The following is a 25,271-nucleotide window of genomic DNA, read 5'->3' as shown; positions in this document are numbered from 1 at the left end:
TCAATAGCGGGGCTGCAATGAATCCACTGATTGAAGCGCGAGGCATCAATAAACAATTTTCAGGCGTAACGGTCCTGAAAGGTATTGATTTCACGCTATATTCAGGCCAGGTCCATGCGCTGATGGGGGGGAATGGCGCGGGAAAATCGACGCTAATGAAAATTATCGCCGGGGTGGAAACGCCAGACAGCGGTGAACTTTTCGTTTGCGGCAAGGCGTTTGCGCGCCTTAAGCCGAATCAGGCGCATCAGCTTGGTATCTATCTGGTCCCGCAGGAACCGATGCTGTTTCCCAACCTGAGCGTGCGGGAAAATATCCTGTTTCGTCTGCCGCGCAGCGCGCAACACGACGCGCAGCTGACAGAAAAACTGCAGCAGCTTAACTGTCAGCTTAACCTGCAGGCGGCCGCCAGTACGCTGGAAGTCGCCGACCAGCAAATGGTGGAGATCTTACGTGGCCTGATGCGCGACGCGAAGATCCTGATCCTCGATGAGCCCACCGCTTCTCTTACGCCCGGTGAAACCGAACGGCTGTTTCGCCAGATCCGTGCCCTGCAAGAGCTGGGCGTCGGCATTGTTTTTATCTCCCATAAATTGCCGGAAATCCGCGCCCTGGCAAGCCATGTCTCGGTAATGCGCGACGGGGCGGTGGTGCTGAGCGGTGAAATCGCCAGTCTCGATGACAACGCCCTGATTACCGCCATGACGCCCGCGAGCCGCGAAAAAAGCTTAAGCGATACGCAAAAATTGTGGCTGGCGCTGCCGGGTAATCGTCGTACTCAGCCGCAGGATTTCCCCGTGCTGCGGGTAGATGCGCTGACGGGGGAAGGGTTTATCGATCTCAGCCTTGAAATCCACGCCGGGGAGATCGTCGGTCTGGCAGGGCTGGTCGGCTCCGGGCGTACTGAATTTGCCGAAACCCTTTACGGCCTGCGCCCGGTGCGTGCCGGACGCATCTGGCTGGAGAATCGTGAAATCAATGGCGATTCTACCCGCGCTCGCCTGGCGCGGGGGCTGGTCTATCTGCCGGAGGACCGTCAGGTCTCGGGCTTGTTCCTGGATGCCCCGGTACGCTGGAACACGGTCGCCCTCAATGAACCCTCGCTCTGGCAGCAGCGCAAACGTGAAGCGGCGGTGGTGGAGCGTTATCACCGGGCGCTGGGTATCAAGCTGAATCATGCGGATCAGATTGTCCGCACCCTCTCCGGCGGGAATCAGCAAAAAGTATTGCTGGCGCGCTGCATGGAGGCTAACCCGCTGTTGCTGATTGTCGATGAGCCGACGCGCGGCGTGGATGTAGCGGCGCGGGCGGATATCTATCAGTTGATCAAAAGCGTGGCGGCACAAAACGTGGCGGTGCTGATGATCTCCAGCGATCTGGATGAGTTCCCGGGGCTGGCCGACAGGGTGCTGGTGATGCACCAGGGGCGACTTAGCGGGGAACTGCCGCGTCACGCGGTGAGTGTGGATCGCATGATGACACTGGCTTTCGGCGGAGGACAGCCATGAAAACGTTACTGAAAAATCGTGAGCTCAGCGCGTTTCTGGCTATCCTGGCGCTGTTTGTGGTGCTGGTGGCGCTGAATCCTTCCTTTTTTAGTCTGCAAACGGTGGGGATGATTTTCGCCAGTAGCCAGATCCTGATGCTGCTGGCGCTCGGCGCGACCCTGGTGATGCTGACCCGCAACATCGACGTGTCGGTCGGCTCCACGGTGGGGCTGTGCGCCATTGCCGTTGGGGTCGCGCTGAACAGCGGTTATAGCCTGCCCGTCGCCATGCTTTTCTCGCTGGCGATTGGCGCGTTGGCCGGGGCGTTTAACGGCGTGCTGGTGGTGGGGCTGAAAATTCCGGCAATCGTGGCGACGCTGGGTACGCTCGGGCTGTATCGCGGTGCGATGCTGCTATGGACGGGCGGCAAATGGATCGAAGGGTTACCCGCCAGCCTGAAATCCCTCTCTGCGGCGGGGGCTGTCGGGGTATCGCCGCTGGGCTGGCTGGTGTTGCTGGTGCTGGGCGTGGGAACCTGGATCCTCGCCCGTACGGCATTTGGCCGCGACTTCTATGCGGTGGGGGATAACCTCGCGGCCGCGCGACAGCTCGGCGTGGCGGTAAATCGCACGCGGATGCTGGCCTTCACTCTGAACGGCGTACTGGCGGCCTGCGCCGGGATTGTCTTTGCCTCGCAGATTGGCTTTGTGCCGAACCAGACCGGCAGCGGGCTGGAGATGAAAGCCATCGCCGCCTGTGTGCTCGGCGGTATTTCGTTGCTCGGCGGGACGGGGACGCTTATTGGTGCTTTCCTGGGCGCCTTTTTCCTCACCCAAATCGACACTGTGCTGGTGCTCTTTAAGCTCCCGGCCTGGTGGAATGACTTTATCGCCGGTCTGGTATTGCTCGGTGTGCTGGTGCTGGATGGACGTTTACGCCAGGCGCTGGCCCGCCATCAACGGCAACTGAAATACAGCCGCTTTATGCCCGGTAATAAAGGGGGCAAAAACGTGGCCCCCTTTCCCAAACGTAAAAACAAAGAGGTGGCGTAAATGAAGCTCAACTGGGAATTTGCGCTGCTGCTGTTACTGGTGCTGGAGATTCTGCTCTTTGGCGCGCTGAACCCGCGGATGCTGGACGTCAATATGCTGCTGTTCAGCACCAGCGACTTTATCTGCATCGGCATTGTGGCCCTGCCGTTGACGCTGGTGATCATCAGCGGCGGCATTGATATCTCGCTTGGCTCGACCATCGGTCTGTGCGCCATTGCGCTGGGGGTGATGATGCAGGCGGGCTGGCCGATGAGCATCGCCATTATGCTGACCCTGCTGTTGGGGTTGCTGTGCGGGCTGGTCAACGCAGCGCTGATTCACTACACCGGCATCAGCCCGTTGGTTATCACACTCGGCACGCTTTACCTCTATGGCGGCGGCGCGCTGCTGCTTTCCGGCATGGCAGGCGCGACGGGCTATGAAGGCATCAGCGGTTTCCCGGACAGTTTTACCGCCTTTGCCAATCTCACCTTGCTGGGCCTACCCGTACCGCTGGTGCTGTTTGCGGTAGTAACCCTGTTTTTCTGGCTGATTACGCACCGGGCGCGTTTTGGCCGCCATCTCTTTCTCCTGGGGCAGAACCCGCGCGCGGCACGCTATGCGGCGCTGTCGGTCAACGGTATGCCTTACGCACTGTACGGGCTGGTCGGAGTGGCATCGGCCATTGCCGCCGTGGTGCTGGTCTCTTATTTCGGTTCAGCGCGTTCCGATTTGGGGCGCGATTTGCTGATGCCTGCACTCACCGCCGCAGTACTGGGCGGCGCCAATATTTATGGCGGTTCAGGTTCGGTGCTGGGTACTGCGCTGGCGGCGTTGCTGGTGGGGTATCTACAGCAGGGTTTACAGATGGTCGGCATCCCCAACCAGGTGTCGAGCGCGTTGTCAGGGGCGCTGTTGGTGGTGGTGGTGATGGGGCGTTCGCTGAGTCTGCACCGGGAATGGGTGCGCATGACCTGGCGTCGGGTTCTCTCGCGAAAAACAATCGGAGCATGAGATGAAGACAAAACTGATAGTGCAACTGAGCGCGCTGGCGCTGGCGGGTAGCGTCATGGCGGCGCAGGCGGCAGACCGTATCGCTTTTATTCCCAAACTGGTTGGGGTGGGCTTCTTTACCAGCGGCGGCAACGGCGCGAAAGAGGCGGGCAAAGACCTGGGGGTGGATGTGACCTATGACGGCCCGACCGAACCGAGCGTGTCAGGCCAGGTTCAGCTCATCAACAACTTCGTCAACCAGGGTTACAAAGCCATTATTGTCTCCGCCGTTTCGCCGGACGGGTTATGCCCGGCGCTGAAACGCGCGATGCAGCGCGGTGTGAAAGTGTTGACCTGGGATTCTGATACCAAGCCTGAGTGCCGCAGCATCTACATCAATCAGGGTACGCCGGAGCAACTGGGTGGCCTGCTGGTGGATATGGCGGGCAAGCAGGTGACCAAACCGAATGCCAAAGTGGCGTTCTTCTATTCCAGCCCCACCGTCACCGACCAGAACCAGTGGGTGAAAGAGGCGAAAGCCAAAATCGAGAAAGATCATCCCCAGTGGCAAATCGTCACCACGCAGTTTGGCTATAACGATGCGACCAAATCCCTGCAAACCGCCGAGGGGATTTTAAAAGCGTATCCGGATCTGGACGCGATCATCGCACCGGATGCCAATGCCCTGCCGGCGGCAGCGCAGGCGGCGGAAAACCTGAAACGGGAAGGGGTGGCGATTGTGGGCTTTAGTACGCCGAACGTCATGCGCCCGTATGTGGAGCGCGGCACGGTGAAAGCCTTTGGCCTGTGGGATGTGGTGCAACAAGGGAAAATTTCGGTGAATGTCGCCGAACATCTGCTGAAAAAAGGCGATCTTAACGTTGGCGACAGCGTCGACGTGAAAGATATCGGCACGCTTAAAGTCGAGCCAAACAGCGTGCAGGGCTATCAGTATGAAGCGAAAGGCAACGGGATCGTGCTGCTGCCGGAACGCGTGGTGTTCACCAAAGAGAACATTGGTAAATACGACTTCTGACGGGAGGAAACGATGGCGGATTTAGATGACATTAAAGATGGCAAAGATTTTGGCCTCGACCGGCCGCAAAAGAATGTGCCGTTTACGCTCAAAGGCTGTGGGGCGCTGGACTGGGGAATGCAGTCGCGGCTCTCACGGATTTTTAACCCCAAAAGCAACCGCACGGTGATGCTGGCCTTTGACCACGGCTACTTTCAGGGGCCGACCACCGGGCTTGAGCGCATTGATTTATCCATTGCGCCGTTGTTTGGCGAAACGGATGTGCTGATGTGTACCCGTGGGGTGTTGCGAAGCCAGGTGCCGCCCGCCACGAACAAACCGGTGGTGCTGAGAGCGTCAGGCGGTAACTCCATTCTGACCGAGTTGTCGAACGAGTGCGTGGCGGTGGCAATGGAGGATGCCCTGCGCCTCAACGTCTGTGCGGTGGCGGCCCAGGTCTATATCGGCAGCGAACATGAGCACCAGTCGATCAATAACATCATTAAACTGGTGGATGCCGGGAACCGGTACGGTGTGCCTACGCTTGCGGTCACCGGCGTCGGTAAAGAGATGGCGCGGGATGCGCGCTATTTTTCACTGGCCAGCCGTATTGCCGCCGAGATGGGGGCGCAGTTTGTCAAAACCTATTTTGTCGAAGAGGGGTTTGAGAAAGTGACCGCCAGTTGCCCGGTGCCGATTGTGATTGCCGGTGGTAAGAAATTGCCTGAACTGGAGGCATTAGAGATGTGTTTTCGCGCCATCGACCAGGGGGCGTCCGGCGTGGACATGGGGCGCAATATTTTCCAGTCCAGCGCGCCGCTCGCCATGCTCAAAGCGGTAAAAAAAGTGGTACACGAGAATATGAGCGCCCGTGAGGCGTATCAGTTCTGGCAGGAAGAGAAACAGGGAGAGCAACAATGAATGTGACGCTGGTGGAGATAAACATCAAGCCGGACAAGATTGATGAGTTTCTTGAGGTATTTCGCGCCAATCACGAGGGGGCAGTGAAGGAGCCGGGAAATCTGCGTTTTGATGTATTGCAGGATCCGAAAGTGAAGACGCGGTTTTTTATCTACGAGGCTTATAAGGATGAGGCCGCCGTGCTGGCACACAAAGAGACGCCACACTATCTGGCCTGCGTGGAGAAACTGGAGGATCTGATGTCGGAGCCGCGTAAAAAACGGACGTTTGTCGGGCTAATGCCGGAGTAACGGTTTGGTGTGGTGCGCATTGTTTCCCTTCAACCCAAAGGGCTGGGGGATCCCCACAAATAATACGAGTACGGACAGTCCCCTCTCCCTGAGGGAGAGGGCCAGGGTGAGGGGGAAAATGCGGCTCTGGTGGTCATTCCGTTCACCTTATGTTCCTTGCTTTTCTATTGCTCCAGAACCCGTGAACGTGCAAGGGAGGCTCGCCGCCGCCTCCCTTGCAACCCAGGCTCCCGGCAAGGAAAATCGCCGCTGGCGCGGTCCATGATGCTTATGTCGTCTGACTGTCGGGTCGGGGACCAGCCTGCGTCCTTGCAGGCTATCCCCTCCGCCCGCGTCCCTGCGGGCGGCCCCGGTCAGCCGTCAACGCCTCATCGATTTTCAGCCGGACCAGAAAACCCTCGCTGCCAGAAAGTGCATTAAATATGAAATGACCCCGCTGCTTCCTGAAAGAAACCCTACAGCTATTCCTTTTTTCATTTTGTTCCGGACTTTCAGCGAGGGTATTGAGTCCCCGCTGAAATCGGCGAGCCGGAGGCCGGAAGACAAGGGCTGGCCGCCAGGGAGGGCGGACAGAGGTTTGTCGAGCCAGGACGGCGAGTCAAACCGACCGCAGGCTGAGGGTCGGGAGGTGAGCGCAGTGCGAAGCACCGATTTCCGTGCGGGGCCGCGGGGATGGCTAAGGGGGCGGCGGCAAGCCCCCTTAGCACGTTCACGAGTGACGGATTTGGCATGTTTAGCAGGACTGGAGGTGAACGGAACAAGCCTCGCTGCCGCCTGTTTCCCCTCACCCTAACCCTCTCCCCAGGGGAGAGGGAATCGATCGAGCGGGCTGGGGCAGCTTTTCCCCCTCTGCCTTGAGGGGCGAAAGAATCGAGCGAGCGGGCAGGGGCGGCTTTTCCCCTTCTGCCTTGAGGGGCGAGGGAATCGAGCGAGCGGGCAGGGGCCGCTTTTCACCCTCTCCCTTGAGGGAGAGGGCAGGGGTGAGGGGGAGAAGGCCGCACAGTCTGCTTTTACGCTTCTTCCACCGCCACGCGCATCGCTGCCAGTGCGGTGCGAGCGGCTTTGAGCACCTGCTCACACTGCTCAATCGTCAGCGTAAGCGGTGGTTCGATACGAATGGTTTTCGAATTATTGAGTGTCCCGGCAACCAGTACACGCTGGCGGAACATTTCGCTCGCAAACGTATAGCCGATTTCGTTATCCACAAACTCGATAGCCATCAGCATCCCTCTGCCGCGCGCATCCTGTACCAGATCCGGGTATTCCCGCGCCAGCAGGCGGAAGCCGTCCAGCAGCATGTCACCTTTCTGCTCAGCCTGTGCCGGTAAGTTCTCTTCCAGCAGCACATTGATGGTTGCCAGCGCAGCCGCACAGGCCAGCGGGTTACCGCCAAACGTAGTGGTATGCAGGAAAGGATTATCGAACAGGACAGAGAAGACCTCTTCGGTAGCGATCGTCGCACCGATCGGCATCACGCCGCCGCCGAGGGCTTTCGCCAGACACAAAATGTCCGGCTGAACATTCTCATGTTCGCAGGCGAACATTTTGCCCGTACGCCCCATCCCGGTCTGCACTTCATCAAAGATAAGCAGCGCGCCAAATTCATCACACAGCTTACGCACGGCTGGCAGATAGCCCTGCGGTGGCAGGATCACCCCGCCTTCACCCTGAATAGGCTCAAGGATCACCGCAGCGACATCATCGCCGGTTTTATGACATTCGCTAAGCAGGGTACGCATGGCCTCGATATCGCCAAACGGCACATGACGGAAGCCCGGCAGTAACGGCATAAACGGCTTACGGAAGGTCGATTTCGCCGTCGCAGACAACGCACCCAGGGATTTACCGTGGAACGCGCCGCTGGTAGCGACAAAAGTGAATTTGCCACGTGGCGACTGATACGCTTTGGCGAGCTTTAACGCCGCTTCGACGGATTCTGTGCCGCTGTTGCTAAAGAAGCTGTATTTGAGTTTGCCTGGGGCTAATGCCGCCAGTGTTTTTGCCAGCATCGCCCGCAGTGGGTCGAGAAGCTCCTGGCTATGCAGAGGTTGTTTTGCGAGTTGATTCTGTACGGCGGAAACCACTACTGGATTACGGTGCCCCACATTGAAGATACCAAACCCACCCAGACAATCTAAAAATTCCTGTCCCTGGGTGTCGACAAGCGTATTCAGACTTCCCGCTTGCCATTCTACGGCTCCGTAATCCCCGCCGGCAGTAACAGATTTTCGATACTCTAAAAACCCCGGATTTACATGCTCTTTAAAGTATTCCCGTACCTCTCGGTTTAGTTCTTTCATCTCCTCATGATCAAGCTTTCGTTTCTCTATGAGGTTCAGTGCGTGTGCGCTGCAGGCCAGAGCCGATGCGCTGGAAGGTAATCTGTTCAAAATATGCTCCCGGGGCTCGCGTATCACATGATACTGATTTAAGTATTGCAGGGATTGCGCCACATCGAAGCCGCAAATGAAAATCGGGATAAACACCAGGGAAAAACGCAGTTCTGCGAGATTAGATCCCGGAACTTACCCTTTGTTACGTTCTGAAATAGAGGAAAGGAAAACAAGCATTGAGCATTATTTAAGCAAAATGCACCGTGGTGGTGCGATTATTGCCTCATTTTTGCGCAGCGATAAATCAGGAAAATTTGGTAGTTTCAATCCGTTACTATATAAATCAGCAATTTAAAAACATACAAATAGTGCGGTTTAATCGCAAATTGCGATCTAAATCAAATTTAACAACTAAAGATAAATTCATTATCGCCGAAATAACATTCGATAAAATTTTTAACAGTCGAATAACTTGCAAAGGATGCTAATCATGTCTGCTCCGCCGTTTGTCACGCAACGGGAATATACCCTTGACGCTGACACCACTCTGATGTCGACCACCGATTTGCAAAGCTATATCACCCACGCTAATGACACCTTCTCTCAGGTAAGCGGCTTTGATCTGGACGAATTGATCGGCCAGCCGCACAACCTGGTACGCCACCCGGATATGCCGAAAGCCGCTTTTGCGGACATGTGGTACACCCTTAAACAGGGCGAACCCTGGAGTGGTATCGTTAAAAACCGCCGCCGGAATGGCGACCATTACTGGGTACGGGCGAACGCTGCGCCAATGGTGCGTAACGGAAAAGTGACGGGCTATATGTCCATTCGCACCCGCGCCACCCAGGAAGAAATTGACGCTGTGACACCTTTATATAAGGCCATCCAGGAAGGACGAACTACAAAGCGTATCCATAAAGGGCTGGTGGTGAGCCGGGGCTGGCTGGGTAAACTGCCGTCTCTGCCTTTGCGCTGGCGGACGCGTGGGATGATGGCGCTACTATGGATACTGCTGGCGACCGGTCTGTGGCTTCTCGGAAATGGTCCGGCAACGATGTTGTTCAGCGCCGCCATGTTGCTGTTAGGCTGTGCCTGCCTTGAATGGCAAATCGTGCGTCCGGTTGAAGAGGTCGCCCGTCAGGCCCTCAGCGTGGCGACAGGGGAACGTAACAGCGTGACGCATCTGAAACGTAGCGACGAACTGGGCCTGACTCTGCGGTCGGTTGGGCAGCTGGGTTTAATGTGTCGCTGGCTGATTCACGATGTTGCCGGTCAGGTGAGTAGCGTGCGCAGCGGTAGTGAAACGCTGGCAAAAGGTAACGAGGATCTGAACGAACGTACGCGTCAGACGGTCGTCAATGTTCAGCAGACGGTTGCCACGATGAGTCAGATGGCCGCCTCGGTACAGAATAATTCCCATACCGCCACGGAGGCTGACAAGCTCTCCAGCTCCGCCAGTAGCGCGGCGGCGAATGGCGGCAAGGCGATGGAAACGGTGGTGAAGACAATGGACGAAATCGCCGACAGTACACAGCGCATTGGTTCCATCACCGCATTGATTAATGACATCGCTTTTCAGACGAACATTCTGGCGCTCAATGCTGCGGTGGAAGCCGCCCGTGCCGGCGAGCAGGGCAAAGGTTTTGCGGTGGTCGCTGGCGAAGTTCGCCACCTTGCCAGCCGCAGCGCCAGCGCGGCAAATGATATCCGCAAGTTGATTGATGCCAGCGCCAGTAAAGTTCAGTCAGGCTATGAGCAGGTCCACGCGGCAGGCAGGACGATGGACAATATCGTTACCCAGGTCCAGAACGTGACCTCTCTGATTGGCCAAATTAGCCAGTCGACTTCTGAACAGGCGCAAGGGCTGTCGGAGCTGACGCATGCGGTGGCAGAGCTTGATACCATCGCGCAAAAAAATGCCGGGCTGGTAGCCGAAAACGCCAATGTCTCCTCCATGGTAAAACACCGCGCCAGTCGTTTGCAGGACGCCGTTTCCGTGCTTCATTAATTCTTCTCCCTCTCTAATAAAAGAGAGGGAGTTTTCTCCTTATATTTATTTAACCTTTCTATCTGCATGGTTATATAGCATGGTCTAATTTGTTTTTTTTATATTTATAAAATGTTAAATTAATATTAAATATGGTTTCTTTTTTGATCGATTATATTACATATAATTTAACTTGTTATTCCTATTAAAAGATCATTAAGCACGGTTAATATACGTTGCGCAACTTCTTCCCTTAGTACATATAACGATCGATAGATCTCCATTAATAGTTGATAACTATCAGAATGATCACAATCGAAATAAAAAAACGATCAATCTCATAAAGTTAGCGCTGCGGTTACCGATAACATGCAGTGGAGATATTATTTCTGGCGTCTCTTTAAAAGCAACATATCTAACTCTTTGTTAAAAAGGGTTTTTTATCAAAATTACAATCATGTGCATGGGGGAATATATGTTTTTACATGATGTAAAAATTGGTGCGAAATTATTTTTCGCGTTCGGTTTTTTTATTGTCTTGATGGTAGCCAGCTCCGCTCTTTCACTGTTCAGCCTGAATCGTGCTAATAATGGGATGCAGGAAATTATTCACAATGATTATCCGACCACAGTAAAAGCCAATCAACTCATCGATAACTTCCAGACCTTCGTCAATACGCAACAACTCATGTTACTGGACACTGACGGTAAATGGCAGGAAGAGACCCAGAAGCAACTCGGTGAAATTAGCTCCCGCGTAACGACGCTTCTGGACGATCTGACAAAAAACCTCCATGACAGCGAATCGCAAAAAATCCTCGCCGAAATTAAAGATATTCGTCAGCAATTTTTGGACTCGCGCTTTCGTATTCTGGAAGCCGTGAAGAATCAGGACCATTCGGCCGCTATCACCGAAATGATGACCAAAATGGTGCCAATCCAAAAAGCCTACAAAGAGAAAGTGCTGGCCCTGATTGCTATCCAGGATGCGCAGATGCGTCATGGCAGCGTACAGGTCCAAAGCGATTTCACGACCAACCGCTTACTGCTGATTGCCCTGGCGATTATTAGTATCGGTGTGGGTACGCTTTTGGGATGGGTGATAGTGCGCGCCATTACTCGTCCGCTGCGTGAAGCGGTGACGTTTGCTGAGGCGATTGCCAGCGGGGATTTAACCCGCACTATCCACTCTGATTATCGTGATGAGACGGGTGTGTTGCTGCGTGCACTGATGGAGATGAAAACCCGCCTGGTCGACATCGTTCAGGAAGTACAGTTCGGCTCGGCCAGTATTTCAAGCGCTGCGGCGCAAATTGTGGCCGGAAACCAGGATCTGGCAGCCCGTACAGAGGAGCAGGCCAGTTCTGTCGAACAGACCGCATCGTCCATGGAGCAGATTACCGCCACCGTGAAGAACACCGCCGATCATACGACCGAAGCCACCAGTCTGTCAGCGGACGCGGCCAATGTGGTTAAAAACAACGGCGAGATGATGAAACAGGTCACCGAGAAGATGCGCGTGATCAATGAGACGTCCAACCGCATGTCTGACATCATCAACCTGATTGACGCCATCGCCTTCCAGACCAATATCCTGGCGCTAAACGCCGCAGTCGAAGCGGCACGCGCGGGCGAGCATGGTCGTGGCTTTGCGGTGGTGGCTGGCGAAGTAAGGCAACTGGCACAAAAGAGCGCCGCATCAGCCAATGAAATCCGCCAGCTTATTGAAAATTCCACCAGCCAGACCCGTGAGGGCATGGCGCTGGTGGAAAAAGCCAGTAGCTTGATCAACGGCATGGTGAGCAACGTTCAGGAGATGGATATCATCCTGCGTGAGATTGGCCAGGCAAGCCGCGAACAGACCGACGGCATTTCGCAAATCAATAGCGCTATCGGGTTGATAGATTCCACCACGCAACAGAACTCAAGCCTGGTGGAAGAGTCCGTTGCAGCGGCGGCGGCGCTGAACGAGCAGGCGACGCATCTGCGTGAACTGGTGCAAGTCTTCCGTCTGCGTGAAGATGGGGTAATGGCCTAATCCAGCTGCGAGATATCCAGCGCTGCCCGGTCGATAATGCCGATAATTTGTTTTAACTGGGCGGCGCTTAATTCTGACTGGTTGACTTTCAGACCCAGTACCGCCTTGAAGTTTTCCAGCGCGCGCTTCATCTGCGGATCTTTTCGTAACTGATAACCCACGCTTCGCGCCTTGATACGCGCCTGAATATGCTGCAGATGTTCGTTGTTTTCGGCAAGCCACGCCTGGCCTTGCGAAGTAATGGCTATCTTTTTACGTCCGCCGTCTTCCTCGTTAATGATAATAAGCTGCTGATCCTGCAAGAGATCCAGCGTTGGGTAAATCACGCCCGGGCTGGGTGTGTAATTTCCCTGGGTCAGGGTTTCGATTTCCTTAATCAACTCATAACCGTGGCTGGCGTTACGGGTCAGAATATCCAGGATAACCAGACGTAATTCCCCATGACCAAAAAAGCGTTGCCGACGTCCACCGCCGCCGCGCCCGTGGTGGACGTCGCCGTGATGACCGCGATGATGTTCCCCGCGACGTCCGGTCTGGCACTCGCCGTCGTGACCGTGCTGGCATTCTTCATCGAATGCATTGTGATGGTGTCGCATGTTCTTCCTCTTCGTTAATTTGATATATCTAATTTATATCTAAAATTAAAAAACTGACAAGGTTGTTTTTGGGTAATTATTTAATTAATTGATTTTGATAATTTTAAATTTTCTTTTTTGCAGGTTGTGCGTTTCGGTTTTTGTGTATCTAAAAAATGCTTGCCATCGCGACAAACAGCAATCATTATCATTTGGAAATCAATTTAGATATATCGTATTCAATTTCACGAAGGCCGATTATGACAATCCAACAACAACGTTATCCTCAGCGTGTGCGCAATGCGCTGCGTTTTCGCGAGTTGACGGTATTACGCGTCGAACGCGTGGGTGCCGCATTCCAGCGCATTGTGCTGGGCGGCGAAGCGCTGGAGGGGTTTACCTCTCGCGGGTTCGATGACCATACCAAAGTCTTCTTCCCACAGCCTGGCAGTCAGTTTACTCCCCCACAGGTAACCGATGAGGGTATCGTTTGGGCTGATGGCCCGCGCCCCGCATCGCGTGATTACACACCGCTGTATGATGAGCGCCGTCATGAGCTGGCGATCGATTTCTTTATTCATGAAGGGGGTGTGGCGAGCGCCTGGGCGATGCAGGCCCAGGTGGGTGACAAACTCACGATCGGCGGTCCGCGTGGATCGCTGGTGGTGCCTGAGGATTATGCCTGGCAGTTGTATGTGTGCGATGAGTCCGGGATGCCGGCGCTGCGCCGTCGCCTGGAAGGGTTAAGCCGCCTGGCGGTACGACCGGAGGTGAAAGCGGTGGTCACCATTGCGGATGCATCTTACAAAGATTATTTCGCTCATTTAGAGGGTTACAATATTGAGTGGGTGATTGGTCATGACGGGCAGACGGTGATGGATAAACTGGCGTCAGTTGCCGTGCCGCCGACAGACTATTTTATCTGGCTTACGGGCGAGGGTACGGTGGTGAAATCGCTGCTGGAGCACTATGCGACTGGGGATATTGACCAGCAACAGGTTCGTGGTCAGGCTTACTGGCATAAGAAGTAGTTCGCTGCGGTTTCCTTCATTCTGAGGGGGAGTACTGCACTTATCCCACTCCCCGGTGCGCTGCGCTTACCGGGGCTACGATTGTGCGGTGGGGGCGTTCAGTCCCCGGTGGTGCTGCGGTTGTGCAGTGGGTATCGGTGAGTAGCCCGGATAAGGCGTCTGCGCCGCATCCGGGAGGTGGCCGGATTACGCCACCTCGTCGTATTCAGCTTCGCTGACCTGTTGCTCCAGCGATTGACGAATCTCGGCAAGGGCTTTCTCTTGCTGGCGGAAATACCCTTCCTGATCGGTCAGTGACGATACCAGTTGCCACGACTCCTCTTTCTCCAGCGCATTCAGCTCATCGATCAGGCTGGCAATATGCTGCTTCACCTCATGAATACGCTGGCGCAGGCGGGCAAGATCGTTAAGGCGATCGCTGGCCATTAACGGCTCCAGCCCTTTTTGCAGGCGGGTTAATAAAAGGCGAATCGCCCCCAGATCGCCGCGCTGCCTGGCCTGATTCAACTGAACCATCATGGCATGCGCCTCCTCTTTAAAGGCGTCGTCGACTAAATCCGGGTGGCAAAGTTTACTGGCCTGGCGCCACAAGCGTTTCAGTTCAACACGCTCATCCGGCGACATCTTCTGTTCGAAGCCAAAACGCTGCTCGGCATCGTGCTGTTGTTCCTGGTACTCCTCATACTCCTGGCGCGCTTCATCCCTCGCCTGACGCGCCGGTTCATCTTCACGCGTTAAGCCTTGCTCCAGTTCCTGCGCTTCGGCCAGCAAAGAGGCGATCAGCGCGTTCTGCTGCTGCAGATGTTTACGCGCTTCCGCAGCCTGTGGGGACTGTGGCGGGAAACTTTGCCAGCGGCGGGTAAGGGTGACCAGCACCTCCACCGCCTGCGACAGATATTTCTGACAGCGAAGATAATCTGCCTCACGACGATGCGCTTCCGCTTCCTGACGACGAACAGCGGCTTCGGCGAGGATCTTACGCAGGCGCAGGATCTGTGACATCAATGGTCCAAGACGGGTGAGGTACAGATCGTTAAAATCATCCAGCAACTGAATGCGTGTGTTACGTTTATCGATTAACTCACGCAACTGCTCTTCCAGCGCTTTCAGCTCCAGCTTGCTGGCGGCAACCTGCGGATCCTGCCACTGCACCACTGAACGCTGGCTCTGCAGCCAGGCATTGATGGTGCGCAACGCATCGGAATAGTTTTTCTCTTCAAGCGCCCATACGATGAACGCCAGTTCACTGTCGGTGACTTCATTTTTTAGAAAGGGAAGCTGGCTCTGAATAATGCCTTCATCTTCCAGTTCAATGGCGTATTTAATGATCTCAAGCCGTTTTATAGGTTTGTTCATGGTGTTTTGCTAAGGCGCTTAAAGATTGAGTTAATGGTAGTTGTTAATGATCAAACACGAAATAAGCTCATTGTCGTAACCACAGCCGCTGCGTTCAACCCTGAAAGATTAGCACCAGTTCAGCTAAGCCGATATGGCTGAAATCATAATACAGGTGACAAGTTACAGGCGTTAGTATTCCTGAAAGAAATACTTCCCCGGTACGTTTTTTCCCCATTTCCCGGTTGTTTCATATTCACCTTATCGAGTGATTTAGCTCTCATATTTCCATGAAACCGGTTGCATGGTGGATTGTCCAGGTTAGCATGAAACCGGTTTCATTCATTGCATGACTCAGTTACCGAAAATAAAAGGTAGAAAAAAGATGGCTGTGATTCGGGATTACAATAAGTTAGCAAGTGATATTCTCCGGGAAGTTGGAGGGGAAGAGAACATCAATAGCTTTACCCGTTGCGCCACGCGTTTACGTCTGGTCCTGAACGAAACGCCCGCTGATGCGAAACGTCGGGTGCAAAGTCTGCCAGGTGTCATTGCGGTGGTGGAGAGCGGCGGACAGTTTCAGGTGGTGATCGGTACCCACGTGGCAGACGTGTTCAACGCGATGTCGGGTCTGGTAAAAGAGACGGCTTCCATTAACAGCGCCGCGAAAAAAACGCGTAAGCTCGACGCGGTGATTGCCACCATGTCGGCCGTATTCGCGCCTATTGTCTACATTCTGGCGGCGGCAGGCATTTTGCAGGGGCTGCTGATTGTTGTCAGCCTGATAGATGCCGATATCAAAACCACCGGCACTTTCGCTGTGCTCAACTTTATGTCCTGGACGCCATTTGCCTTTTTGCCGGTATTTATCGCCATCACGGCGGCGCGCCATTTCAAATGTAACCCGTTTATCGCTGTTCTTTGCTGCTGTGCGCTGATTAGCCCGGACTGGGCGGCGCTGGCGGGGCGTATTGCCGGTGGGGAGAGTATTACTTTCCTCTTCTTTCCGCTGTCTAAAACGGTGTATACCTCCTCTGTTTTGCCGCCGCTGTTTCTGGTGTGGGCGCTCTCCTGGTTCGAACGCCGGGTAGAAAAATGGATCCCGGAAGTCGTGAGCCCGCTTTTTACGCCGTTGATCTGTTTTGTTGTCATTGTGCCGCTGACATTGATTGTTATTGGCCCCATTACCACCTGGGCGGCAATGGGGGTGGCAAATGGTTATAACGCGCTGTTCCATGCGGCACCGGCGGTTGCGGCGGCGGTAATTGGCGGTGTGTGGCAGATTATTGTTATCTTCGGGGTGCACTGGGGAATAACGCCGGTAATCATGGCGAATTTCGACACCCAGGGGTACGACTCTTTCCAGGCTTACCAGACCATTGCGGTTATCGGCCAGATGGCGGCGGTGTTTGGCGTGTTCCTGAAAACCCGCAATACCCAGTTAAAAGCGACCTCCGTGTCAGCCGGGATTACGGCGATTTTTGGCATCACCGAACCGGCTATTTACGGCGTGACGCTGCGTTTTAAAAAGCCGTTTATTTGCGGCTGTATCGGCGGGGCGATTGGCGCGGTCGTCGCCAGCCTCTTCGGTAGCCTGTACTACGCCTATGCTGCGTTGCCGGGTCTGTTTACCCTGGTTAACGCCATCAGTCCGAATGCGCCAATGTCGTTTGTCGGCGAACTGGTGGGTGCCGGAACCTGTATCGTGCTAACGATTGTGATGGTGCAGTTCGTGGGCTTCGAAGATCCGGCGAACGAAGAAGAAAGCCAACCCGCTGATGCGGTTAAATCACAGGCGACGCCCCATATCGCAGCGGTAAGCGCGATAGAGATGCTTAGCCCGCTGAAAGGCGAAGTGGTCGCGCTGGAAAGCGTGGCAGATGATGCGTTTGCTGGAAAAGCCCTTGGCGATGGTATTGCCATCAAGCCGGAAGAAGGAAAAGTGGTAGCGCCATGCGACGCGACGGTAGCGACCGTGATCGAGTCACATCATGCCATTGGGTTATTGTGCGATAATGGCGCTGAATTATTGATCCATGTTGGGTTAAATACCGTCAACCTGCAGGGGCAACATTTCCGTCCGTTGGTGAAAGAGGGGGATGTGGTCAAAGCGGGTACGCCTCTTCTTGAATTCGACAAAGCCAGCATCGAACGCGAAGGCTATGACCTGACAACCCCGGTTCTGGTGGTGAACAGTGAAGATTTCACGCTGACAAAGCATCAGCTTGATGGCGCGATTGGTCGGGGGGCGCCGCTGATGTCTCTTGCATAAGGAGACACGGGCGCACGAACATGGTGTCAACGAAGCCACGGCGTAACCCGTCGGGCTTCGCGAGTCGCACGCTTTTGCAGCATGTTTCTGAGTTGGATGTTCCCGACTCGGTGTGAGCCACCCATTGATCGAGGTTTTCTTATGGTAACGATACTGGACGTCGCCAGAATGGCAGGAGTGTCAAAGGCGACGGTATCGCGCGCGTTAAGCGGTAAGGTGTTTGTCCGGGAAGAGGTGAAGGCCAAAATTTTACAGGCCGTTGCTGACACCGGCTATCGGCCCAACCAGCTGGCGCGCAATCTTGCTAATAACAAAACGAATTCGATTGGGCTGGTTATCACCAACGGGTTGTACAACGGCCCGTTCTTCTCAAGCATGGTATATCAGGCGGCGACCCGCAGTGAAGGTCATAGCCGGCAACTGGTGCTTGCAGACGGGAAACACAGTGCTCAGGACGAGCGCGATGCCATTGGTTTGCTCCTCGAGCTTCGCTGCGAAGCCATCATGATCTATCCCAAATATCTGTCGGTCAGTGAGCTGGATGACATCATTGACGGCAACCAGACGCCGATAGTTGTCATTAATCGTGAACTTATCAGAAACCGAAACCGCTGCGTGTTTACCGATCATCGCCGCAGCAGCGAAGAAATGGTGGAACATTTGCTGGCCCAGGGGCATACCCGGATAGCATTCGTGGCCGGCGTATGTGGTTCGCCCACCGGCGAGCGCCGTTTACGCGGCTACCGCGATGCGTTGCGAAAAGCGGGTATCAGCCCTGATCCACAACTGGTGGTGCGGGGCGCCTGGAGCACCGAAAGCGGTTATGAGGCGGGACGCCAGTTGCTGGCGCTCAATGTCCCGTTTACCTGCGTACTGGCAGCCAATGATGATATGGCAATTGGCCTGGCGAAAGCCTTTCAGGATGCGGGGAAAACGGTGCCGGAGGAGATTTCGCTGGCCGGGTTCGATGATTCGGTGATTGGTAAGTATTACACGCCTTCTTTGACAACTATCCATGTCCCGATGGACGAAATGATCCGCGATGCGGTCGAAATAGTACTGCATCCCGATGAAAAAACTGTGTTTTCCCATCAGGGAACCCTGGTGAGCCGGGAGTCAGTTGCCCGACGCGTTAACGCGGAGTGAATATTCACACGTCATAAGGCGAAGCGTGATGTTTTACGCAAAAGCGCATGTTGTTGTGGGTAACGTACGGGTACTGAATGAAAGGAAAAACTGGCCGATGGTGATAGCGAATTCACCTGGCATTGTGCCCGGGCTGATTACCTTTAGCATCGGGTTATTGCCATTAACGTAAAAAGCCGCCAGCGCGTAACGCATGGCGGCTTTGTTGCCCTTACTGACCCGATCGTATGCGCATCCCGCGAGACAATGTGGCGATACGCTGCGTGCGACTATAGAGCACGAATAAAATAAACCCTCTTCCATTAAGCACATAGCGGCAGGCCAACATGATGAGCATTGCCACCAGCATAATGACCGCATGATGCATCTGCCCATTCAGCACGGTGATCGCCAGAAGCACCGCGCTCAGCACGGTAAGAACACCATGCACCAGGCCATACCACGCCAGTCCGGATGTTTTACCGCGCGCGATAAGCCAGGTGGCAGTCAGGTTGCTGAAAATAAACAGGATTGCAGGCAGAAAGAAGAGAAGCGCCCTTGTTGGCGGCGTCTGCCTGGGCAGCATCGACATCAGCGTCAGTAAATTACAGGCGAAGGCTATCAGAAAAAACAGCAGTACAAACGCCAGCGGAAATCCGTTCTGGCGGGGCAGTTCAGACGGTGGCTTATCAAACCAGCGCTCCAGTTCTGGCGTTGAATGCTGCAACAGACTGTTATCGCCGCGGGCAATAACCTGCTCCATCTCCCTGCCATGCGCCAGCAGATCACAAAAAAACCAACCAGAAATGAGCGTGGTCAGGCGCATTACAGTACCGCCAGCGACTGAATGGTGCCCACAATATAGCGGCTTGCTTTGGGGATCCCGTCCGCAATGTATCGCCCGGTTTTGGGTATATTACCCGGCGAAGCAACGACGCCACTTACCGCGCTTCCTGCCAGCGCGGCCGCACTGGTGACCAGGTTGCCCAGTTGCCGGGTAAGTTCGACCTGTACGGGTTCAACCGGGAACCGTTTCGGGTAGATGCCTGCGCGGATAAGCGCTTTGATTTCCTTATTACTGATGCCAGGGTTTTGCAGCTTGATGATGAGCTCCGTCAGGCGTTTGCGATCCTGACGGGGGTACTCTTTCAGCCATTGAGACGCTTTCAATGATGAAACGGACTTCATTGCGCGCCACGTCGTGACAACCTCTTTCAGTACGCCGCCAGCGCTTGCCAGCGAGATAAGATCGAGCGCGGTAGAGGTGGCATTATACCAGCCTTGCGAATCCAGCCAGGCCACATCTTCCCCGCCATTCTCCACCAGGTCATACAAACGATAGAGACCGTTTATGCATTGTAAACCTGTGGCAGCCGCACCGGCATAACCCAATGCCACCAGCGCACCGCTGGCTCCGGCAGTGAGCGGGACGGCAGCCCCCGCAGTGGCCATGACCCCGGCGGTAATGATCATCGCGCCGCAAGAGAGGACGGTAGAGGCGATTTCCGGGCCGAGAGAGGTTGCGGAAACGGCATCGGTCAACGACTGACCCACAGTGGTTTTTGAGCCTTGTGCGGGAGGCTTTGTCACAACCACATGCGTGACGATGCCACTTTGTCCGTTCGGGTGACGTTTACTGGGGCGTACGAGGTATCGCTCCGGGCCATCGGCGTAGATAATTCCAGCCTGCGCAAAATCACGTGTGCAGTCCATCGCTGCACCAAGCGCATCGAAATTGAAATCTGTCGCACCTTTACCGCTAAAGCGAGCAAAATCATAGCCAGGCATATTTGCTTCGGGGTTGAGTCCGGGCAGCGTCATTTTTCATTCCTTGTAATGATGAGTACAAAGTATTAATCCAGGATTATTCCTGGACTCCCAGGGCTAACAAACGGGTTTTTTTCCCCTTTGTGTGGACCTGTTTCGCCACACAATATTCAGACCAGACAAAGATACTCACGTAATATTCTGGACTGTATGGAACGAACGGAAGTGCATTTTTATATTTTAACTTATTGATTTAATTTGTTTTTATTGATTTTTCGCTTGCTATAGTTACTGACCAACGGCAAAGGAAACGTTAAAGTTTCCTTATTTTAGACAGCGAACAGGCAAACTTCACCCCGCCAAAAATCGGGCTTTTACCTATTCACAGTGATGATATGAGATAGTCTTGATGTGAATAATTACAACGTGTAATTAAAACGTAGTGATGTATTTAGCAACGAGAAATCTTTTTTTAGCAGCATTAACATGCCGGTAAATTCAGGCGCGTTGTAACCTTATTCGAGATGAAGTCGTCTCGGGATTGGGGGCTAATTCTCAAAATAGACAAAACGCTCATGTTGCCACGTTTTCACCGCTGGCGGCCTGGTACGTTGTGCATTACCTTAGAGCCGAAAATGACTGTCGCATTCGAAAAGGAGCCAGGTTCGATGTCTGATCAACACATAATGAAAGCCATGTTCACGCAGCAGCGAATTCAGATCATGCATTTGGGAAAGCATCATAAGGAATATACCGACGCATATATTTTTGCCTGGGAATCCGGCGTTTATCCGTTTTTGCACGATTTGGGAGGCGAACATCAGTATCTTCCTCATGAGTTATACGGTGACTATTTTGAGATTACGGCGCAGAAAGGCGCATCGATTTACGAACGCCTCAATCGGGCATGGGCAGATGAAGAGGACCACTTGACCTATAGCTGTCTGGAGTCCGAATTGATGGGCGTTGGCGGTGCGCGCGACTGGCGTCCCGATGAGTTAATGAATGTATGCCGCTATCTTTTCCTGACGGGTTGCTTTGACGACGTATTCTGGAAAGCGCTGTGCAAGCCGAACGGGGATTCATCCTGGGTTGAGTTCGTGAGGGATGCGTACAGCCGGGAGCATGATACGGCATTTATGTGATTTCAGTCTGAACCGGGACACCGATCGCGTTCACCGGCCATACCGGACAGAAATATTCGATTTTTATCGGTTCACAAAAACTGAATGAGGTGCGGGAATTCACGGAAGATTGATAGTCAGAATACAACCGTGAGCCCCTGCGTGCGTCTTTGAGCCATCATTCATCAGTCGAATATCGTCCAGGACATTGTTTGGCCGGAAGTGCAAAAGGTACCTGTCTCTGTTAATACCATCGGTTATATTTGACATAAAAAAAGGTAACAATGACGATCCACAAAAAAGTCATTATTCCGAAATAATCAGGTATGAAGCGCGCAAATATATAGGCGCCCGCCAGGATGAGGATGAAAGGAACTAAATAGATATATGACTGTAAAAGCCATAAAATTGCACGTTTCATTTTTTACAACTCATATAATGCCTCACCGATCATGATAGCCCGCCACGTAAGACTTGCCGACGATAGCCAGGTACAGAACTAGCTTACTGGATTTTCCAGCATATTTGTAAACCCTATAACAGCATGACGTGTATGTGCTTCTGACCTTTCTTGATGGTAGTACTGGCCGTCAGCGCAATGATCGGCTGGGGAAGCAGTAACGTTCCGGTAGATGCGAAAAAGCGTTTGTACTTTTGGGGGGCGTCATCGAGCAGAAAAACATCACATACGACGCTGATTTTGGGGCCAGGTAACAGATTTAATCATCAATTGCAGACTCTTCGCCATTTCAGGTCATAGTGAAGAGGTGATTATTAGATGGTTAGTTTAAGGATACGAATATGCCAACAGTAATTGATAAAGCATTAGACTTCATTGGCGGTATGAACACGTCAGCCTCAACGCCGCATTCCATGGATGAGAGTACGGTGAAGGGGATGTTTAAGTATTTGAAAGACCTTGGTGTCCCGGCTCATGCCGAGGAGATTATTGCGCGAGGAGAGCGGGAAGGGTGGAACCCTGAGTTCACAAAAAAAGTGGCGGGATGGGCGGATAAAATCGAGTCCGCTGACCGGGTGGTGATTAAAAATCCTGAATACTTTACTTCGTATATGAAGGAAGAGCTGCGCGCGCGAATGAACGCCGAATTTGACCCGGCAAGTTAAGCGCGTCTCGTTTCGCGACTCACCTGGGTTTTAATACGCCAAAGGGCCTGTGTTTTCACCCAGGCCCTTTAATTTGGTGGCCCCTGCTGGGTTTGAACCAGCGACCAAGCGATTATGAGTCGCCTGCTCTAACCACTGAGCTAAGGGGCCGTGGCGGGCAATTATAAAGTAACTTGTTCAGGCGATCCAGCATCAACCATCCATCTGCCTGTTTTATAAACAATGCATAATCAATCCGTTATACTTAAGTCCCGCGTCTTGCAGCGGTAGAGAAGATGTTCTCGATAAGCTCGTGCCAGCCTGCACGTTGTTTTCTGTATATTGAATATCGCCAAATACTCTGGATGTACCAGGCGCTCCTTAAGCGCAAAAAATCGTATCTGGTATGGTATTCATCGGGGTTGGCAGTATTGACTGCTTACAGTAACCAGCGGAAGAGCAACTGATTCGGTATCACTCAATAATTAGGCTATAGCAGCGAGGTTCAAATTGTTAAACATAATGGATGACGATTGATTCACGGTACTCATTGTTCCGGACAATGGGAAGTTTGCAAAGGAGCACCTCTGTAGCCCTCAGGAGACAACAAAATTATCATTGAGATGACCCTAATCCTGGGTTTCAAAAATTCTGCGGGTGAAACAGAACAGCATACGAGAGGTTTCTGCTGACTTAACATGAGTTGCCTTCTACGTGATTGTTGATACACGATAACGCTAATTCTCCATAAGTATCACTACAATGAATAAATTAATTTCGACCTGAATGACTATTATTTACTCATTCTCTCGAATAAATTGATGAGTGAATTGCCTTATTTTGTTGAAAAATAATAAGTTACTCTGTTTTTTAATATTAAATACATTATGTTTTAGGTGAGGAAAGTGCGTAAATTGGAAAAAACAAAATAAATAGCATGAATTATTCGGCGTATAAATATTATAACTAAATTAATAGAGCTAAATGAAACTATTCAAATTACAAATTTGATGTCTTTATAATTATCTGATATAAAATAATCCTTATTGGTCGATTGAGTTAACAACTGTACTATTTTTCTTATTGATTTATAACATTATATTAATGCTTTTAAGTTATATGTTTTATCAGGACACCTCGCTACATTTATAGTTAATTTAGGATTTCAGGAGTTTTGTATCAGGAAGATACTCGCAATTGTTATCATTCCTTCTTTATCTTCCTGTCAATAATTTTATTCCAGAAAAGTGATGTTCTGCCAAACAGGAAATTAGCAAGCTAATTTCCTGTTTGGTTTATACAACGCGCCCGAGCATGCTGGTAGCTAGAGCCAGGGGCGGTAGCGTGTCTCACGATATCAGGGTTACACGATGATGGTCAGAAGTGGTTTAGAAGTTCAGCAAGCGGCTGTGAAAGCATTATTCTTGCGCGAAATTAAGACACGCTTTGGTAAGTATCGATTAGGGTACTTATGGGCGATACTGGAACCAACGGCACATTTGCTTATTCTATTAGCAATCTTTGGTTATATTATGCATCGCAACATGCCTGATATTTCTTTTCCTGTATTTTTGCTTAATGGTTTAATTCCTTATTTTTTATTTAGTAATATAGCTATTAGATCCATCGGCGCCATTGAGGCAAATTTAGGGTTATTTAACTATAGGCCAGTAAAACCAATAGATACGATTATAGCCAGAGTTATTCTGGAGTTATTAATTTATAGTGGAGTTTATATCATCTTAATGTCAGTAGTTGGTTTATTAGGTGAAGAATTTTCTATTGCGAATATTCTTGTTTTGATTGCTACATGGATGTTGCTGATCATTTTTTCCTTTGGCATTGGTCTTATATTTATGGTTGTAGGTAATGCATTTCCTGAAACTGAAAAATTCTTGCCGATAATAATTAAACCACTGTATTTCATTTCCTGCGTGATGTTTCCACTACATACTATACCTAAAGATTACTGGTCTTATTTATTATGGAACCCTATCGTACATGTCATTGAGTTAAGTCGCGAATCTGTGGTCTCAGGTTATATCAGTGAAGGTGCAAGTCTGCATTATTTAACGTTTTGTGCGCTGGCTTCGCTTTTTTTAGGCATAGCTTTATATCGTACCCGTGAAGAGGCGATGTTGACATCATGATTCAAATTGAAAATTTGAGTAAATCATACAGAACCCCAATGGGAAGGCACTATGTTTTTAAAGATCTTTCAATAGTATTACCAACGGGAAAAAGTATTGCATTAATCGGACGCAATGGAGCGGGAAAATCTACGCTTTTACGCATGATTGGTGGGATAGATCGTCCTGACAGCGGAAAAATATTCACAGATAAAACTGTATCATGGCCTGTCGGGCTCTCTGGTGGATTTCAGGGAAGCTTAACGGGGAGAGAAAATGTGAAATTTGTTGCCAGGTTATATGCAAAAAAAGAAGAGTTAAAAGAGAAAGTTGCCTTTGTACAAGAATTTTCTGAGTTGGGAAAATATTTTGATATGCCAATAAAAACTTACTCTTCGGGTATGCGATCTCGTCTGGGTTTTGGGTTAAGTATGGCTTTTAAATTTGATTATTATCTGGTAGATGAAGTCACAGCTGTTGGTGATGCAAGATTTAAAAATAAATGTGCAGAGTTGTTTAAAGAAAAACATGAAGAATCTAATTTTTTGATGGTTTCACATAGCCTTGCTTCTTTAAGTGAATACTGTTCTGCCGCTTTGTTGCTTGAGCGTAATAATGTTTGTGAGTATTTTGATAACATCAGTGACGCCATCGAAAAGTATAAAGAAAATGAATCCTTGTAATTATTTGGATTAATTTAAATTAAATAAT

Annotated in this window: 22 protein-coding genes and 1 tRNA gene; 17 read left to right on the top strand and 6 right to left on the bottom strand. The window is 51.9% G+C overall.

The genetic code is table 11. From position 1 onward, the window contains the following. The first annotated feature begins 17 nt into the window (after positions 1–17). From lsrA to lsrG, 6 genes are read left to right on the top strand one after another with little or no spacing between them, the layout of a single operon-like run. The gene (gene lsrA / locus L2097_RS20660) at positions 18–1,508 is read left to right on the top strand and encodes an autoinducer 2 ABC transporter ATP-binding protein LsrA (protein WP_250353595.1); all 1,491 of its coding nucleotides are present in this window, start codon (positions 18–20) and stop codon (positions 1,506–1,508) included. Beyond that, complete coding sequence (gene lsrC / locus L2097_RS20655) at positions 1,505–2,539, top strand: autoinducer 2 ABC transporter permease LsrC (RefSeq protein WP_250353594.1); 1,035 nt, start codon at positions 1,505–1,507, stop codon at positions 2,537–2,539. The genes lsrA and lsrC overlap by 4 nt, the downstream gene beginning before the upstream one ends. After that, on the top strand, positions 2,540–3,532 hold the full coding sequence (gene lsrD, locus L2097_RS20650; RefSeq protein ID WP_250353593.1) for an autoinducer 2 ABC transporter permease LsrD: 993 nt from the start codon (positions 2,540–2,542) through the stop codon (positions 3,530–3,532). Position 3,533: 1 nt separating this feature from the next. Further along, positions 3,534–4,547 (top strand): autoinducer 2 ABC transporter substrate-binding protein LsrB, encoded by a 1,014-nt coding sequence (lsrB, locus tag L2097_RS20645; protein WP_047373045.1) that lies wholly within the window; start codon positions 3,534–3,536, stop codon positions 4,545–4,547. 12 nt (positions 4,548–4,559) lie between these two features. Further along, entirely contained in the window at positions 4,560–5,447 is an 888-nt protein-coding gene (gene lsrF, locus L2097_RS20640) for a 3-hydroxy-5-phosphonooxypentane-2,4-dione thiolase (protein ID WP_047373046.1), read from the top strand. After that, positions 5,444–5,737 (top strand): (4S)-4-hydroxy-5-phosphonooxypentane-2,3-dione isomerase, encoded by a 294-nt coding sequence (gene lsrG / locus L2097_RS20635; protein WP_047373047.1) that lies wholly within the window; start codon positions 5,444–5,446, stop codon positions 5,735–5,737. Before lsrF ends, lsrG begins: the two co-directional genes overlap by 4 nt. A gap of 1,010 nt (positions 5,738–6,747) precedes the next feature. Here the strand turns inward: lsrG and ygjG are convergent. After that, on the bottom strand, positions 6,748–8,127 hold the full coding sequence (ygjG, locus tag L2097_RS20630; protein WP_047373471.1) for a putrescine aminotransferase: 1,380 nt from the start codon (positions 8,125–8,127) through the stop codon (positions 6,748–6,750). Between the two features lie 76 nt (positions 8,128–8,203). Between ygjG and L2097_RS20625 the strand changes: the two genes are divergently transcribed. From L2097_RS20625 to L2097_RS20615, 3 genes are all read left to right on the top strand, one after another. Next, entirely contained in the window at positions 8,204–8,425 is a 222-nt protein-coding gene (locus L2097_RS20625; RefSeq protein ID WP_167337911.1) for a hypothetical protein, read from the top strand. Positions 8,426–8,560: 135 nt separating this feature from the next. Next, the gene (locus L2097_RS20620; RefSeq protein WP_250353592.1) at positions 8,561–10,081 is read left to right on the top strand and encodes a methyl-accepting chemotaxis protein; all 1,521 of its coding nucleotides are present in this window, start codon (positions 8,561–8,563) and stop codon (positions 10,079–10,081) included. A 454-nt stretch (positions 10,082–10,535) separates the two neighbouring features. Then, entirely contained in the window at positions 10,536–12,098 is a 1,563-nt protein-coding gene (locus tag L2097_RS20615; protein ID WP_085005846.1) for a methyl-accepting chemotaxis protein, read from the top strand. On the opposite strand, the gene L2097_RS20610 is transcribed toward L2097_RS20615, so the two are convergent. Continuing rightward, a complete protein-coding gene (locus L2097_RS20610; protein ID WP_250353591.1) occupies positions 12,095–12,694 on the bottom strand; it encodes a PadR family transcriptional regulator in 600 nt (199 codons plus the stop codon). The genes L2097_RS20615 and L2097_RS20610 overlap by 4 nt on opposite strands. Before the next feature lie 239 nt (positions 12,695–12,933). Between L2097_RS20610 and L2097_RS20605 the strand changes: the two genes are divergently transcribed. Beyond that, entirely contained in the window at positions 12,934–13,704 is a 771-nt protein-coding gene (locus tag L2097_RS20605; RefSeq protein ID WP_047373052.1) for a siderophore-interacting protein, read from the top strand. Between the two features lie 186 nt (positions 13,705–13,890). Here the strand turns inward: L2097_RS20605 and L2097_RS20600 are convergent, their stop codons facing one another. Next, positions 13,891–15,060, bottom strand: coding sequence for a GumC domain-containing protein (locus tag L2097_RS20600; protein ID WP_047373053.1), 1,170 nt, complete (start codon positions 15,058–15,060; stop codon positions 13,891–13,893). A 364-nt stretch (positions 15,061–15,424) separates the two neighbouring features. Here L2097_RS20600 and L2097_RS20595 point away from each other — a divergent pair, with 364 nt between their 5' ends. The 3 genes from L2097_RS20595 to L2097_RS20585 all read left to right on the top strand — a co-directional run bounded on the left by L2097_RS20595 (position 15,425) and on the right by L2097_RS20585 (position 18,629). After that, entirely contained in the window at positions 15,425–17,311 is a 1,887-nt protein-coding gene (locus tag L2097_RS20595) for a beta-glucoside-specific PTS transporter subunit IIABC (RefSeq protein ID WP_250353590.1), read from the top strand. 141 nt (positions 17,312–17,452) lie between these two features. Continuing rightward, positions 17,453–18,457: a LacI family DNA-binding transcriptional regulator gene (locus L2097_RS20590; protein ID WP_250353589.1), complete on the top strand. Its 1,005-nt coding sequence runs from the start codon at positions 17,453–17,455 to the stop codon at positions 18,455–18,457. A gap of 28 nt (positions 18,458–18,485) precedes the next feature. Then, complete coding sequence (locus L2097_RS20585; RefSeq protein ID WP_172399043.1) at positions 18,486–18,629, top strand: hypothetical protein; 144 nt, start codon at positions 18,486–18,488, stop codon at positions 18,627–18,629. Positions 18,630–18,668: 39 nt separating this feature from the next. On the opposite strand, the gene L2097_RS20580 is transcribed toward L2097_RS20585, so the two are convergent. Continuing rightward, the gene (locus L2097_RS20580) at positions 18,669–19,262 is read right to left on the bottom strand and encodes a hypothetical protein (RefSeq protein ID WP_047373056.1); all 594 of its coding nucleotides are present in this window, start codon (positions 19,260–19,262) and stop codon (positions 18,669–18,671) included. Next, entirely contained in the window at positions 19,262–20,257 is a 996-nt protein-coding gene (gene ssp4 / locus L2097_RS20575) for an Ssp4 family T6SS effector (RefSeq protein WP_142517447.1), read from the bottom strand. Before ssp4 ends, L2097_RS20580 begins: the two co-directional genes overlap by 1 nt. A 614-nt stretch (positions 20,258–20,871) precedes the next feature. Here ssp4 and L2097_RS20570 point away from each other — a divergent pair. Further along, positions 20,872–21,348, top strand: coding sequence for a hypothetical protein (locus tag L2097_RS20570; RefSeq protein ID WP_047373058.1), 477 nt, complete (start codon positions 20,872–20,874; stop codon positions 21,346–21,348). Positions 21,349–22,128: 780 nt separating this feature from the next. Beyond that, positions 22,129–22,452 (top strand): DUF1889 family protein, encoded by a 324-nt coding sequence (locus tag L2097_RS20565; protein WP_047373059.1) that lies wholly within the window; start codon positions 22,129–22,131, stop codon positions 22,450–22,452. Between the two features lie 74 nt (positions 22,453–22,526). Here L2097_RS20565 and L2097_RS20560 read toward each other — a convergent pair. Next, positions 22,527–22,602 (bottom strand) — tRNA-Ile (locus L2097_RS20560). A gap of 1,202 nt (positions 22,603–23,804) precedes the next feature. On the opposite strand from L2097_RS20560, the gene L2097_RS20555 reads away from it, so the two are divergent. Further along, a complete protein-coding gene (locus L2097_RS20555; RefSeq protein ID WP_250353640.1) occupies positions 23,805–24,581 on the top strand; it encodes an ABC transporter permease in 777 nt (258 codons plus the stop codon). Further along, positions 24,578–25,243 (top strand): ABC transporter ATP-binding protein, encoded by a 666-nt coding sequence (locus L2097_RS20550; RefSeq protein ID WP_250353588.1) that lies wholly within the window; start codon positions 24,578–24,580, stop codon positions 25,241–25,243. The genes L2097_RS20555 and L2097_RS20550 overlap by 4 nt, the downstream gene beginning before the upstream one ends. Positions 25,244–25,271 lie beyond the last annotated feature (28 nt).

Source organism: Citrobacter sp. MNAZ 1397 (assembly GCF_023613995.1).
Classification (GTDB): domain Bacteria; phylum Pseudomonadota; class Gammaproteobacteria; order Enterobacterales; family Enterobacteriaceae; genus Phytobacter; species Phytobacter ursingii.
The sequence above is the reverse complement of the archived record's forward strand: the minus strand, read 5'-3'. Positions and strand labels throughout refer to the sequence as shown.